Genomic DNA, 13,215 nt, shown 5'->3' with positions numbered 1-13,215 from the left:
CCATGTCGCCCCCTTTATCCTGACGGGAAAGGGGGCACCCATGCAAACAGTCCGAACCATTGCCGAAGAGATTGTGGCCCGCGAAGGCGGCTTTGTGAATGACCCGGCCGATCCCGGCGGGGCCACCAATTTTGGCGTCACGATCCACACCATGCGCAGCCTCGGTCTTGATCTCGACCGGGATGGCGACGTGGACGTGGCCGATGTGCGCCTCATGACCCGCGCCCGCGCCGTCGACATCTTCATCGAGCATTACTTTGTGCGGCCCCGCATCGCGGAACTGCCCGAGGCGCTGCAGGCGAGCGTCTTTGACATGCAGGTCAACGCAGGCTCCAATGCCGTCAAAATCCTGCAGCGCCTCGTCACCGAAATGGGCTTCCCGGCCACGGTCGACGGTGTGATCGGCCCGGCCACTTTGCGGGCGGTTCAGGCCGCCCATGACGCGGCCCCCGCCCATATCGCCGACGCCTATGCGATTGCCCGGCGCAACTACTATTTCCGCCTCGCCGATGCGCGCCCCGCAAGCCGCAAGTTCGCACGAGCCCGTTCGGGCGGCAAAGGCGGCTGGATCAGGCGCGCCGAGGAATTCATGTCAGCGCGCTACCGAATGACCGACGCAGATTTCAAAGAGAGGGTGGCATCATGGGGCTGATCCGATTTCTGGGCGCGCTCTTTGGCGGCGGGCGCAATGTCATTGCCGAGACGGCAGAGGTCTTTCGGCCCAATGCCGAGAAGGCGGATATGCGCGAGGCCGCGTTTCAGCAGGCGGCGCTGAGCCAGATGGCGGCGGAGTTCACCGGCGCGCAGGGCCTTTGGGGGCAGTTCGTGGACGGTCTCAACCGCTTGCCGCGCCCGGCTATGGCCTTTGGCTGCATTTTCCTCTTCTGGTCGGCCATGTCCGACCCGATCTGGTTTGCGGAGCGGATGACCGGCCTCGCCCTCGTGCCCGAGCCGCTCTGGGCGCTGATGGGGGCGATTGTTGCCTTCTACTTCGGCGCGCGCGAGCTGCATAAGTTCCGAGGAACCGCGATGCAAAAGGAGGCCGCGCGGATCATCGCACAGGCCCCGCAAGTGGCGCGCAGCGTCGCCCAATTGCGGGCGTTGCGCCCTGACAGCCCGGGTGCGGCCGATACAGGGCCGGATGCCGAGATCACCTTGGCCGCCGTGGACGTGACCGACAATCCAGCGCTCGACGACTGGAAGCGCTCGGCATGATGGATTGGGACCTCTTCTGGAAAGGGCTGGGCGTCATCTTCCCGATGCTGGTGGCCCTCTACACCTTCGTGGCCACCCGCCGCAAAGACCTGGATAAAAAGCTCGAGGCGGGTCACGAGCGCATGGACCGGCACGAAGCGCGCATCTCGCGGCTCGAACAGGCGGTGCAGAACATGCCGGGCAAGGATGACATGCACGCGCTCCAGCTCGAGCTGGTCCGACAAACCGGGTCGATGGAGAAGATGGCCGCCGTCATGGAGGGCAACGCCATGATCACCGCGCGGCTGGAGGCCATCGTGTCCCGCCACGAACAACACCTGCTCGATGGAGGCAAGAAGTGAGCGATTATCAGGCAACCTTGCGCAAACACCGCCGCCTTGCGATCCTGCGGCATCTCGAACAGGTCTCGGGCTATACCGCCAATGCCTCGATCCTGCGCGACGTCCTCAATGGCGTGGGCGTCGGCTCCACCTTCGACCAGGTGACCACCGAACTGGCATGGCTGCAGGAGGTGGGCATGGTGACGGTGGCCGACCATGGCGACTTCGTCATTGCCGAGGCCACCCGGCGCGGCATCGAGGTCGCGCGCGGCGAGGCCGTGCATCCGGAAATCCAGCGTCCAAGCGCGCGGAGGCTCTGACATGCCCCCACCCCGCAAGGTCGACTTGCTGCCCAAGGAGCTGCGGCAGTGGCTGCAGGAAGAGCTGCGCAACTGCGGCTTTTCGCAATACGAACGCATTGCAGAGGCGCTGAATTTCCGTTGCGAGGAGGAAGGGCTGGAGCTGCGGATCGGCAAATCGGCGATCCATTCCTACGGGCAGGAATTCCGCGAATACGCGCTGATGCAGGAACGCGCCCAGGACGAAATCCGCACCTTCCTGCAAGAGGCCAGCCTCAAAGATGAGGCGGACGTGACCTCTGCCCTTTTCCAACAGCTCACCACGATCCAGTGGCGGCTGCAGATGATGATGTCGGATGAGACGAAAATGCCAGACCCGCGCGGCATGAAGGATCTTACCACGGCGCTCAACAACCTGATCCGTTCGAGCAGCTTGCGCGACGGCATCATTAAAGCCGAACGCGCCCGCATCGCGGCCGAAGAACGCGCCAATGCGGTCGAGGCGCTGGACAGCGCCCGCGACGAGCTGGGGCTTTCGAGCGACGTCATCGGCAAGCTGCGCCGGGAGTTTCTGGGAGTGCGCGCATGACCGCCCCCGTCCTCACCCGCGACCCCGACGCCCTCCCCGAGGAACTGCCGCGCGGCTCGGAGATCCCCGAGAGCCTCGATCCGCTCGCCGATGGCATCCTGATGGAACACCAACGCTCCTGGCTCGCCGATGAGAGCGACCTCAAGGTTTGCGAAAAGGGCCGCCGCACCGGCATTACCTTTGCCGAGATGCTGGGCTGTGCGCTCATTGCCGCCGCCGCGCGCGGTGCGGGCGGGCAGAACTGCTTTTACATCGGCGACACCAAGGACAAGGGACGCGAGGCCATTGGCTATGTGGCGCATTTCGCGCGGGTGATTGCGGGGGCGGCGCACCCCATCGAGGAGTTTCTCTTCGAGGATCAACAGCCCGACGGCACCACCAAGTTCATCTCAGCCTACCGGGTGCGCTTTGCCTCCGGGTTCCGGGTCGAGGCGCTGAGTTCCAACCCGGCCAATATCCGGGGCCTTCAGGGCACAGTGGTGATCGACGAGGCGGCGTTTCACAAGGACGTGCGCGAGGTGATCGACGCCGTGAACGCGATGCTGATCTGGGGCGGCAAGGTCCGGATCATCTCGACCCATAACGGCTATCTCAACGCCTTCAACGAGCTGATCCGCGAGGCGCGCGCAGGCAAGAATGGCTTTGCGGTGCATCGCTACACCTTCGGCGACGCGGTCGCCAACGGGCTTTACGCCCGCGTCTGCATGATGCAAGGCAAGACCTGGACGCCAGAGGCTGAGGCCGCGTGGGAGGCCACCGTGCGCCGGGCTTACGGAGCGCGCGAGGCCGCGATGCGCCAGGAGCTTGATGCCGAACCGGCCGAGATGGAAGGCGCGGCCCTCACCCGGGTGCAGATCGAGGCCTGCATGGTTCAGGGCATCCCGTTCCATCGCTGGACGCAGCCCGACAGCTTCAAGAATGCCGACGAGGCGGTGCGCAAGGCCGCCGCTGAAGCCTGGTGTAAAACCCACCTTGAACCGGTGCTTAAAACCCTCGACCCAACCCGGCCGCATTTCATGGGCGAGGACTTTGCGCGCTCTGGGGATGCCACCGACATCATCATTCTCGAACAGGGCGTCGATCTCACCCGGCGCACCAAGCTCATCGTCGAGCTGCGCAATATCCCCTTTGACCAGCAGCGCGACGTGCTCTTCTGGCTGCTCGACCGCCTGCCCAATTTCCATAAAGGCGCGATGGACCGCACCGGCAACGGGGCCTATCTCGCCGAGGTCGCCGCCCAACGCTACGGCGCGCGGATCGTCGAAGTCTCGTTCACGCGGCAATGGTACGAGCTGGAGATGCCGCCCTATATCGAGGCCTTCTCAGATCGCACCATCGTTCTGCCCGCACATGAGGACGTGCTGCGCGACCATCAGGCGCTGCAATACACGGGCGGCATCATCCGCGTGCCCGAGAATTTCCGCTTCAAAGGCTCGGACGGTCTCGACCGGCATGGAGACAGCGCCATCGCAGGCGCGCTCGCCTGGCATGCGAGCAATCAGGACGTGGTGCCCATGGAGTTTCAATCGACCGGGCGGCGCACCGCTTTGACGGCCGAGGACTTCATCAGCCCCTTGGGTGGGCAGCGCATGGGCTTTGCCCGAGGCCGGGGCGGCTTGGATTTCGGAGGGTTCTGAGATGGCGAGAAAGACCAGCACCATGCGGCTGCGCTCGGTTCGGCTGCGCAACCCGATGGAACTCGCGGGCATTCGGGACGGGCGCGACATCACCCGGCCATGGATCGGCCCGCTGCTCGAACCAACGGACCCGATCCTGCGCACGCGCGGCGGTGGCAGTTTTGACATCTACAAGCCCATCCTGACCGACCCGCAGGTCAAATCGGTGATGACGCAGCGCATCTCGGCCGTGACCAGCCGGGAATGGGAGGTGGTGCCGGGCGAGGAGACGTCGGCGGGCAAACGCGCGGCCGACTGGCTGCGCGACGAGCTTTCGGCCATGAAGTTCGACCGGCTGACCGAGAAAATGCTCTGGGGCCTCTTTTATGGCTATTCCGTCGCCGAACAGATGTATCGCCGCGATGGGCGGCTCTGGGGCTGGGAGGAAATCCGCGTCCGCGACCGGGTGCGGTTTCGCTTTGACGAGAATTGCGGCCTGCGCCTGCTGACCATGTCCAACATGCTGACCGGCGAGGAAATGCCCCCCGAGAAGTTCTGGGTGTTCTCGACCGGGGCGGATCACGACGACGAGCCTTACGGGCTTGGCCTCGCGCATTGGCTCTATTGGCCGGTCTGGTTCAAGCGCAACGGGCTGAAGCTCTGGCTCATTGCCCTCGACAAGTTCGGCATGCCCACCGCGCGCGGCAAATATCCCGCGCAGGCGACGGTCGAGGAGCAAAAGACCCTGCTCGAGGCGGTTCTGGCCATCCGTTCGGAGGCTGGGATCATCATTCCCGAGGGCATGGATATCGAGCTTTTGTCCGCACCCGCAGGTGCCAGCTCTCTTGATTACCAGAAGCTGCACGACACGATGGATGCCGCGATCTCGAAAATCGTGTTGTCGCAGACCATGACCACCGACAATGGTTCCAGCCGGTCGCAGGCCGAGGTGCATGATGACGTGGGCGACGCCGTCAAGAAATCCGACGCAGATCTCGTCTGCCAGTCCTTCAACGAAGGGCCGGTGGCGCGGCTTTCCGAGTTCAACTTCCCCGGCGTGACGCCGCCGAGGGTCTGGCGCAAGATGGAAGACCCGGAGGATACGACCGCCGCCGTGGACCGCGACGAGAAATTGCACCGCATCGGCTGGCAGATGACCGAAGACCGCGTCAAGGAAATCTATGGCGACGGGTATGAGCGCGCGGCCCCCCCGGACAACACCCCGCCGGAGGAGGAGGACCCGGAGGCCGGTTTTGCCGAGCATGACGGCGCGCTCTCAGGGCCGGTGGGTGCGCTGGCGGATCGGCTGGCGAATGAGGCCTCGGGGCCGATGCTGGCAATGCTCGAACAGATCGAGGCAATGCTGGAGACAGCCTCAAGCCTTGCCGAGTTCCGCGAGCATCTGCTGGCAGGCTTCCCCGACCTCGACGACACGGCGCTGCGGGACGTGATCGCGGTGGCGCTCACGGCCGCCCATGCCGGAGGCCGGGCCGCGCTGGAGGAAGACAGTGGCTGATCTTGCCGCGACGTTCCGGCGTCCGTTCCGCGAGCAGACCGCTGCCTTTCGCCTGCGCCTGGGCGACCTTGTGCCGACGGCGCGGTGGGATGACATCACCCGCGCCCAGCACGACCGCGCCTTCATGGTGGCCGGGGCGCAAAAGGCGGACCTGCTGGCCGATCTGGCGGCCGCTGTCGACAAGGCCATCTCGCAAGGCACCTCACTCGAGGACTTCCGGCGCGACTTTCGCGCGACCGTCACCCGGCGCGGCTGGCACGGCTGGATCGGCGAGGGCAGCACGCGCGGCGAGGCGTGGCGCACGCGGGTGATTTACCGCACCAACATCGCGACCAGCTACGCAGCCGGACGCATGGCGCAGCTCATCGAGGGCAATTTTGCGTTCTGGGTCTACCGGCACGGCGGATCGACCGAGCCGCGCGTGATCCATCTGGGCTGGGATGGGCTGGTCTTGCCGCCTGATCATCCGTTCTGGCTCACGCATGGCCCACCCAACGGCTGGGGCTGCAGTTGCTACGTGATTGGCGCGCGCTCTGAGGACGGCGCACGTCGTCGCGGCGGCGATCCGGACAAGCGTCTGCCCGACGATTGGCAGTCGCGGGACCCGCGCACCGGCGCACCAAAAGGGATCGACAAGGGCTGGGATTACACGCCCGGGGCCAGCACTGCGGACGAAATTCGAACGATGGCGGCCAAGGTCGTCGACTGGCGGTATAACCTCGCAGTGGCCTACATGACCAGCCTGCCGGACCGGACCCGCGATCTTCTGGTGGAAGGATACAGGGGCCTGCCGTCCCTGGCTGACGGTTTAGCCCGATACGCAACCCGCGTCGGCGCGGCCAAGACTGACGCTGCCCGCAAGGCCCTCTCAGAGCGCGAACCAATCCACTCTCTCGGTTTGGTGACCTCAGTGCAGGCCCGTGCCTATCGAGAGGGCTCGGGGCGCGACCTCGATCTCTACGATATCGCCGTCGATGCCGACGCCATCCGCCATGTGTTCGTCCGGCATGGAGACCCGGCGCGGGAGGCCGCGCGGGGGCAGATTGCTGTCCGCCCAGAAGATTTTGGACTGTTGCCCGAGATTTTACAATTTCCGGACAGCTTCGAATGGTCTGACGCGCGTAGCCTGCAGTCACGCGTTTTAAGGCTGACCAAGGTGATTGGCGCACGCCGCTACGTTGCGCACTTCGTTCTAAGGCCGCGCCGTCGCCGCCTCGTGCTCTTGACCTATTGGGTGGAAAATATCGGCTAACCCCTCCCGTACGCCCTTACGCGTTCCCGCAACCTGAATGCGGTGGGTGGATGCACAGCCGACAAAAGGAACATAGCCATGATCACCGTCGAAATCAATGAAGAGGAAATCACCCAAGCGCTCGCCCGGGTGTCCGCAGCCCTGACCGACATGACCCCTTTGATGCAAGACATCGGCGAATTGATGGTCAACAGCACGCGGGAGAACTTCAAAGACGGCACCGATCCGGATGGCAATCCCTGGGCACCCAAGAGCCCGGCCACGCTCGAGGCCTACCGTCGACGCGGTGACGGCCAGCCCACCCGCCCCCTGATCGGCCCCTCGCGGACCCTCTCGACCACGATCAATGCGGAGCCTTCGGCGGACCGGGTCGCATGGGGATCAAATGTCATTCAGGCGGCCGTGATGCAGTTCGGGGCCGAGGCCGGGGAATTCGGCGCGCGCATCGGCCGGGACAAGAACGGGCGCGAGTTCTTGATGTCGATCCCGTGGGGGGCCATTCCCGCGCGCCCCTATCTCGGGGTCGGCGACGAGGACACCGACGCCATCGTCGCCACCATCGAAGAGTATCTGGCCAGCGCCGCCGGTCCATAGCCCATGCCCCGACTTCGGGCGAATTGGGTGCCGTTCCCCCCTGCGAACGCACCTCAGCCATGCCCCCTCGCCCGCAATGGCCTCTCAGCGCGTCATTAAATACCCTTTTAATACCCCCCTCCGGGATTTTGCGACCCAACCCCCGCCAGAGCCGGACCCGCACTCAGCGGGGCGCTCAGCGGCCTTGTTCAATCCGGGCTTGCCGCGCCCACCCCTCGGGCGCTACTCTGACCCAAAGCGGCCCGTGCGCCCCGGCCGCTTTCCCCTGAAGCCCTTCATCTGATCTGGCCCGTCGCCCCGGCTTAATGTCGGGTCATGACAAAACCGCTTCACATCTTCCGCGCTGGTCGCCACACCGCCCAATCCGGGCAGAGCTTCGAGTTTTCCGAAGCCGAGGTCGAGGGCATCGCCGCCGCCTATGATCCCGCCCTCCATGAGGCCCCCATCGTCGTGGGCCATCCCCGCACCGATGCCCCGGCCTATGGCTGGGTCAAATCCTTGCGCGCCGAAGGGGCGGAGCTTTTTGCCGAGCCTGACCAGGTGGAGCCTGCTTTTGCGGAGATGGTCCGCGCCGGGCGCTTCAAGCGGATTAGCGCCTCGTTCTATCCCCCCAAGGCCGCCGCCAACCCGACCCCCGGCACCTATTACCTCAAGCACGTGGGCTTTCTGGGTGCCCAGCCCCCCGCCGTGAAAGGCCTCAAGGCCGCCGAGTTCGCAGAGGACGCCGAGGCCGTCACCCTCGAGATCGCCTTCTCGGAAGAGGACGCGCCCGTTGCCAGTTTCGGCGATGCCCTGAAAGGCGCGATCTCCGCCGTCCTGTCCTGGGCACGCACGCCCGCAGGGCAAGAGGCCCTCCGCGACGCCGCAGGCGCACCCGAGACCACGCAAATCCCATTCGCCGAACCCCAAAAAGGAGACCCCGATATGTCCGGCACGGACAAGCCAACCCCCGAAGACCGCCAAGCCGCGCTCGATGCGCGCGCGGCCGAACTTGACGCAAAGGAAGCGGCCTTCGCCGAGGCCCTGACCAAGACGCGTCGCGCCGAGGACGCAGCCCTTCTCGACACCCTTGCCAAAAACGGCCGCATCGCGCCGGGCCTCAAGGACGAGTTGGCCGCGTTCATGGAAAACCTCGACGCGACGGACGAGGTGGCTTTTGCCGAAGGCAAGAGCGCCAGCCCGCGCGACTGGTTCCGCGACCTGCTCTCAAAGCAGACCAAGCCGCTGATCGATTTCAGCGAGCGGGCGGGCGGTGACGCCCTGCCGCAGGTCAAAGGGCCAGACGACATCACCGCCGCCGCCAAGCGCCTGATGAAGGACGCAGAGGCCGAGGGCCGCACGCTGAGCTTCGCCGAGGCCGCGCGCCAGATCGAGGCAACCATGGAGAGCGACAATGGCTAACCCCGGACTGTTCATCAAATCCTACACCGCCGAAGCGGCGGTGCCCGGCCGTCGGATCGTCAAATTCGGTGCTGCGGGCGGCATCCTCGTGGCCGCTGCCGCGACCGATCTCGCGATTGGCATCTCGGACCAGCTCGACGCGAAACTTGGCGATCTTCAGGACGTGATCATGTCCGGCTCGGCCGAGCTCGAGCTTGCGGGCACGGTCGCCGCCGGTGCGCCCGTCGCGTCGAACGCCTCGGGCCTTGGCGTGGCCGCCGCTGCCGGGGCCGGAAACATCACCATCGGCTACGCGCTGCAGGCGGGCGTGACTGGCGACATCATCGACGTGGCCATTGCCCGTCACTCTGTCACCTGATCCTTAGGAGCGCTGATCCATGAGCACCCCCACCCCCTTTGTCGTCGATCCGGTCCTGACCGCCATCGCCGTCAACTACCGCAACCCCGATATCTTCTTCATTGCCGACCAGGTGATGCCCCGCGTGCCGGTCATGGGGATGGATTTCAAATGGACCTATTATCCGCCCGAGCAGATGTTCACCGTGCCCGACACGGAAGTGGGTCGCAAAGGCCTGGTCCAGCAGGTCGAGTTCACCGGCGAAGAACGCACCTCCTCGGTCAAGGACTACGGTCTCGACGATGTGGTGCCGCAGCGTGACATCGCCGCTGCTCGCAGCTTGCGCGCCGCTGGCAACTCGGCCTTCGATCCCGAGGCCCGTGCCGTCGAGGGCCTCACCCATCTGATCCAGCTTGACCGCGAAAAGCGCGTGGCCGCCATGGTGCAGGACGCGGCCAATTATGATGCCGACAAGCGGGTGGTGCTGTCGGGCGCAGGCCAGTTCACCGATCCCACCTCTGACCCCATCGGTGTGATCTCGGCCGCCCTCGACGCCACCTTCATCATGCGCCCCAATGTGGCCGCGATGGGGCGCAAGGCCTGGACGGCGCTCTCAACCCATCCCGATATCCTGAAGGCCATCAACCGGACCTCGGGCGACAAGGGCCGCGCCAGCCGCGAGGCGGTGGCCGAGCTCTTCGAGCTTTCGGAAATCCTCGTGGGCGACAGCTACATCAACTCGGCCCGCAAAGGTCAGACGGCCGCCTTCGAGAAGGTCTGGGGCGGCAATATCGCCCTCCTTCACCGCAACATGCAGGCCGGTCCCGACGGCACCGCCCCCGCATGGGGCTGGACCGCCCAGTTCGAAGGCCGCGTCTCGGGGCGCTTCTTCGATCCCAAGGTGGGCCTCAAAGGGGCCACAACCCTGCGCGTGGGCGAGCAACTCCGCGAGGTCATCGCGGCCCCCGCCACCGGCTATCTGATCGAGGACGCAGCATGAGCTACCGCATCAAACGCACTGTGATCGCCGCCACGCGGCTGGAGGCGGGCCGCCTCGTGGCCGCAAAGGATATCGGCGACGAGGCGCAGATCACGCGCCTTCTCGCCCTGGACGCAATCGAGGAGGCGGATGGCGGGGACGGTGCCGCGCCGCCACCCGTCCTCGACGACGCGCAGCGCGTGGCCTTGACCAATGCCATCAACGACCTGCCCGGCGAGGCCTTCGACAAGAGCGGCAAGCCGAAGGTCAAGGCGTTGCAAGACGCGCTCCCCGGCTTGGCCGACCAGATCACCGCCGCCGCGCGCGATGCGATCTGGGTCGAGATGCAGGCCGCCGCCAACGCGGCTTCCTGAGCACACCCCAAAGGGACGCCACCAAGGGTCAGGCGTGACAGCCGGGAAAGACCGGCACCCAAACAACCCAGCCGGAGGCGGACATGCCCTATCTCACTGCACAGGATATGATCGACCGCTACGGCGAGGGCTTTTTGGCCGAGATCACCGCCCGCGATGGCACGCCGGGCGTCATCGACACGGCCGTTTTGCAAGTGGCTGTCGACGATGCCGTGGCCTTGGTCGAGAGCTATGTCGCGGGGCTTTACACTGCGGCCAACCCGCCGCGCGCGCTCACCGTACATGCCGCCGCGATTGCCTGGTACCGGCTCTTGGGCGCGCGGGCCGCTGCCTTTGACGGGGCGAAAGACGGCCATGAGGCCGCCGTCGCCTTTTTGCGCCAAGTGCGCCGGGGCGAGGCCTCGCTGGGCGACGAGACGCCCGAGGACACCGGCCGGGGCAATCCCCAGCTTCCACAGATCAGCGCGCCTGCCGGCACTTTCAGCCGCGACAGCCTCAAGGGGTTCTGAGATGATCGGCGACGTGATCACCCGGATCGAGGCTGAGGTGCCCGAGTTGGCAGGCCGGGTCGACGGCGGGCGCGCCTTTGTCGATCTGATCCGCTCGAAAAAGCTGCCCGCGCAGTCGGTTGCGGCCTACGTCTTTCCCTCCGGCATGCAGGGCGGGCGCGCCGATGCCGCCTCGGGTGTCTACAGCCAGATGCTGACCTTCCGCACGAGCGTGGTGATCTTCGTCCAGTCCTTTGACCGCACCGGCGTCGCCGCCCTCGACAAGATCGACCTGTTCCTCATGCGCGTCGTGCGCGCCGTGGCGGGCTGGGCACCGGGCGACGAGGTGGGCGTGCACCGGTTTGAGCGCGGCCAGCTTATTGAGAGCGGGGCCGGTCGCCTCTCCTATCAGCTCGATTTCTCCATCGACGATCAACTGAGGATCTTCACATGACCAATCTCCCCACCTCCGGCGGGTCCTACACCCGCGACGACAAGGGCGCGCTCAAACCCGCAGGGGCCAACCCCAAACCCGCGTCGAAACCCGAAAAGAAGGACGCTGACAAATGAGCCGCCTCTGGAGACGCAAGGTCCTGCTCGCGAAGCTTGAGACCACCTACGGCACCGACGCCGCCCCCACGGGAGGCGACGCGATCCTCGCCACCGATGTGCGCCTGTCGCCGATGCAGGGTCAGGACCTCGACCGCAATCTCGACACGCCACACGGCGGCCCCACGGGCACGATCCCGGTCGATCTGCACCGCACGATTTCGTTCAAGGTCGAGCTGGCAGGCTCCGGTACCGCCGGGACCGCGCCCCGCTGGGGCCGCCTCCTGCGCGCCTGCGGCTGTGCCGAGACCGTGACTGTGGGGACCTCCGTGGTCTACAACCGGGTCTATTCGAACCTCGAGAGCGTCACGCTGCATCTCAATATCGACGGCACGCTCTATTCCATGGTGGGCGTGCGCGGCACCGCCGCCTTTGACGTCTCGGCCTCGGGCATCCCCTATATCGAGTTCGAGTTCACGGCCCTCTACGTGGCCCCGGCCGATGTGGCCATTCCCACGCCCGACTTCACCGGCATTCCCGACCCGCTCGCCGCCTCCGACAGTAACACGCCCGTCTTCACGATTGATGAGACGCCGCTGGTGATGCGCAACTTCAAGCTAACCCTCGCCAACCGCATCGAGGCGCAGTTCCTGATCGGCGAGGAGGAGGTGCTGCTCGACGGGCACGAGAACACCATTGAGGCGCGGGTGCGCGCCGTGGCGCTGGCCACCTTCAACCCGTTCAGCATGGCGGCCGCCCAAGAGAAGGTCGCGGTCGAGATCGAGCACGGCAAGACGGCTGGCAACATCGTCAACATCGCGGCCCCCAATGCGCAGATGCAGCGCCCCGAGGGTCTCGAGGACGGGCAAGGCCGCAAGGAATGGCCGCTGCGGCTTGTGCCGCTGCCCAACACCGCCACCGCTGCCGACCAGTGGGTGCTGACCCTCACCTGAGACGGTTCAACGCCCCCTTCAACGCCCCTTTCAAAGAGAGTTCACCCTCATGTTCAAGATCGACCAGACCCCGACCTTCACCCACCGCGTCGAGATCAAGGTGCCCGCCGACGGCGGCCACGAGCTGCAGGACATGAAGGTCACATTCCGCGTGCTGCCCGACGACGAAATTGAGGCCTTTGACATGCGCACCTCGCGCGGCGAGCGGGAGTTTCTGGCGGCGGCCGTCGTGGGCTTTGACGATGTCGAGGACGAGCACGGCAAGAAGCTGCCCTATAGCGACGCCCTGCGCGACCGGCTGATTGGCGTGGCCTATGTCCGTGTGGCCCTGATCAACGCATATTACGCGGCGCTGATGGGGAAACGGGTAAAAAACTGAAATGGGCCGGGCGGGCATGGGCGCGCGGCGACCTGATCGAGGATGACGAGGGACGCGACCATGACGACGAGGCGGCGTTCTGGGGTATCGACCCGGGCCAGCTCAATCGTGATCCGTCCGGCTCCGGCTCTGGTGTCTGGCCGCAGAATGTCCCGGCGCTGCGCGCCTTTCTCGCGGTCTGCAATCAATGGCGCACCGTTTCGGCCGGTCTGGCGGGTTTCCGCGTGGTGGGCCTTGACTACACGGCCGCGCGGGCGGGCCTGCGCATGAGCGGGATCAAGGTCACGCCCGAGCTTTGGGCCGAGGTGCAGGTGATCGAAGGCGCGGCCGTGGCCGCGATGCGGGAGAGCTGAC

18 protein-coding genes are annotated in these 13,215 nt (G+C 65.8%); all 18 read left to right on the top strand.

Going from position 1 to position 13,215, the window contains the following annotated elements; genetic code table 11:
• Window positions 1-40: 40 nt before the first annotated feature.
• Window positions 41-652, top strand: a complete 612-nt coding sequence (locus ACLGGT_RS13765; RefSeq protein WP_437196553.1) for a holin-associated N-acetylmuramidase — start codon at window positions 41-43, stop codon at window positions 650-652.
• Complete coding sequence (locus ACLGGT_RS13760; protein ID WP_437196552.1) at window positions 643-1,215, top strand: holin family protein; 573 nt, start codon at window positions 643-645, stop codon at window positions 1,213-1,215. The genes ACLGGT_RS13765 and ACLGGT_RS13760 overlap by 10 nt, the downstream gene beginning before the upstream one ends.
• Window positions 1,212-1,556 (top strand): DUF2730 family protein, encoded by a 345-nt coding sequence (locus ACLGGT_RS13755; protein ID WP_437196551.1) that lies wholly within the window; start codon window positions 1,212-1,214, stop codon window positions 1,554-1,556. Before ACLGGT_RS13760 ends, ACLGGT_RS13755 begins: the two co-directional genes overlap by 4 nt.
• Window positions 1,553-1,855 carry a VpaChn25_0724 family phage protein gene (locus ACLGGT_RS13750; RefSeq protein ID WP_008280207.1) on the top strand — a complete coding sequence of 101 codons (303 nt, stop codon included), beginning with the start codon at window positions 1,553-1,555 and terminating at the stop codon, window positions 1,853-1,855. The genes ACLGGT_RS13755 and ACLGGT_RS13750 overlap by 4 nt, the downstream gene beginning before the upstream one ends.
• Before the next feature lies 1 nt (window position 1,856).
• Window positions 1,857-2,423, top strand: coding sequence for a phage protein Gp27 family protein (locus ACLGGT_RS13745; protein ID WP_437196550.1), 567 nt, complete (start codon window positions 1,857-1,859; stop codon window positions 2,421-2,423).
• A complete protein-coding gene (locus tag ACLGGT_RS13740) occupies window positions 2,420-4,060 on the top strand; it encodes a hypothetical protein (RefSeq protein ID WP_437196549.1) in 1,641 nt (546 codons plus the stop codon). Before ACLGGT_RS13745 ends, ACLGGT_RS13740 begins: the two co-directional genes overlap by 4 nt.
• A 1-nt stretch (window position 4,061) precedes the next feature.
• Window positions 4,062-5,555, top strand: a complete 1,494-nt coding sequence (locus tag ACLGGT_RS13735; RefSeq protein WP_437196548.1) for a DUF935 domain-containing protein — start codon at window positions 4,062-4,064, stop codon at window positions 5,553-5,555.
• Window positions 5,548-6,807, top strand: a complete 1,260-nt coding sequence (locus tag ACLGGT_RS13730) for a phage minor head protein (protein ID WP_437196546.1) — start codon at window positions 5,548-5,550, stop codon at window positions 6,805-6,807. The genes ACLGGT_RS13735 and ACLGGT_RS13730 overlap by 8 nt, the downstream gene beginning before the upstream one ends.
• Window positions 6,808-6,885: 78 nt before the next feature.
• Complete coding sequence (locus ACLGGT_RS13725; RefSeq protein WP_437196544.1) at window positions 6,886-7,401, top strand: phage virion morphogenesis protein; 516 nt, start codon at window positions 6,886-6,888, stop codon at window positions 7,399-7,401.
• A gap of 315 nt (window positions 7,402-7,716) precedes the next feature.
• Window positions 7,717-8,802 carry a hypothetical protein gene (locus tag ACLGGT_RS13720; RefSeq protein WP_437196542.1) on the top strand — a complete coding sequence of 362 codons (1,086 nt, stop codon included), beginning with the start codon at window positions 7,717-7,719 and terminating at the stop codon, window positions 8,800-8,802.
• Window positions 8,795-9,160, top strand: a complete 366-nt coding sequence (locus ACLGGT_RS13715; RefSeq protein WP_437196541.1) for a capsid cement protein — start codon at window positions 8,795-8,797, stop codon at window positions 9,158-9,160. The genes ACLGGT_RS13720 and ACLGGT_RS13715 overlap by 8 nt, the downstream gene beginning before the upstream one ends.
• Window positions 9,161-9,179: 19 nt before the next feature.
• Window positions 9,180-10,139 (top strand): hypothetical protein, encoded by a 960-nt coding sequence (locus tag ACLGGT_RS13710; RefSeq protein ID WP_437196540.1) that lies wholly within the window; start codon window positions 9,180-9,182, stop codon window positions 10,137-10,139.
• Window positions 10,136-10,492: a hypothetical protein gene (locus ACLGGT_RS13705; RefSeq protein ID WP_437196539.1), complete on the top strand. Its 357-nt coding sequence runs from the start codon at window positions 10,136-10,138 to the stop codon at window positions 10,490-10,492. Before ACLGGT_RS13710 ends, ACLGGT_RS13705 begins: the two co-directional genes overlap by 4 nt.
• A gap of 83 nt (window positions 10,493-10,575) precedes the next feature.
• Window positions 10,576-11,001, top strand: coding sequence for a gp436 family protein (locus tag ACLGGT_RS13700; protein WP_437196538.1), 426 nt, complete (start codon window positions 10,576-10,578; stop codon window positions 10,999-11,001).
• 1 nt (window position 11,002) lies between these two features.
• The gene (locus ACLGGT_RS13695) at window positions 11,003-11,434 is read left to right on the top strand and encodes a phage tail terminator protein (RefSeq protein WP_437196536.1); all 432 of its coding nucleotides are present in this window, start codon (window positions 11,003-11,005) and stop codon (window positions 11,432-11,434) included.
• 112 nt (window positions 11,435-11,546) lie between these two features.
• Window positions 11,547-12,482 (top strand): phage tail tube protein, encoded by a 936-nt coding sequence (locus ACLGGT_RS13690; RefSeq protein ID WP_437196535.1) that lies wholly within the window; start codon window positions 11,547-11,549, stop codon window positions 12,480-12,482.
• A 49-nt stretch (window positions 12,483-12,531) separates the two neighbouring features.
• Window positions 12,532-12,861 (top strand): hypothetical protein, encoded by a 330-nt coding sequence (locus ACLGGT_RS13685; RefSeq protein WP_437196533.1) that lies wholly within the window; start codon window positions 12,532-12,534, stop codon window positions 12,859-12,861.
• Window positions 12,822-13,214 (top strand): DUF1799 domain-containing protein, encoded by a 393-nt coding sequence (locus ACLGGT_RS13680; RefSeq protein WP_437197419.1) that lies wholly within the window; start codon window positions 12,822-12,824, stop codon window positions 13,212-13,214. The genes ACLGGT_RS13685 and ACLGGT_RS13680 overlap by 40 nt, the downstream gene beginning before the upstream one ends.
• Window position 13,215 lies beyond the last annotated feature (1 nt).

It is taken from the genome of Roseovarius sp. MS2, from assembly GCF_051447875.1.
Lineage (GTDB): Bacteria > Pseudomonadota > Alphaproteobacteria > Rhodobacterales > Rhodobacteraceae > Roseovarius > Roseovarius mucosus_A.
Note: the sequence above shows the minus strand (reverse complement) of the source record. Positions and strands in the feature narration are given on the sequence as shown.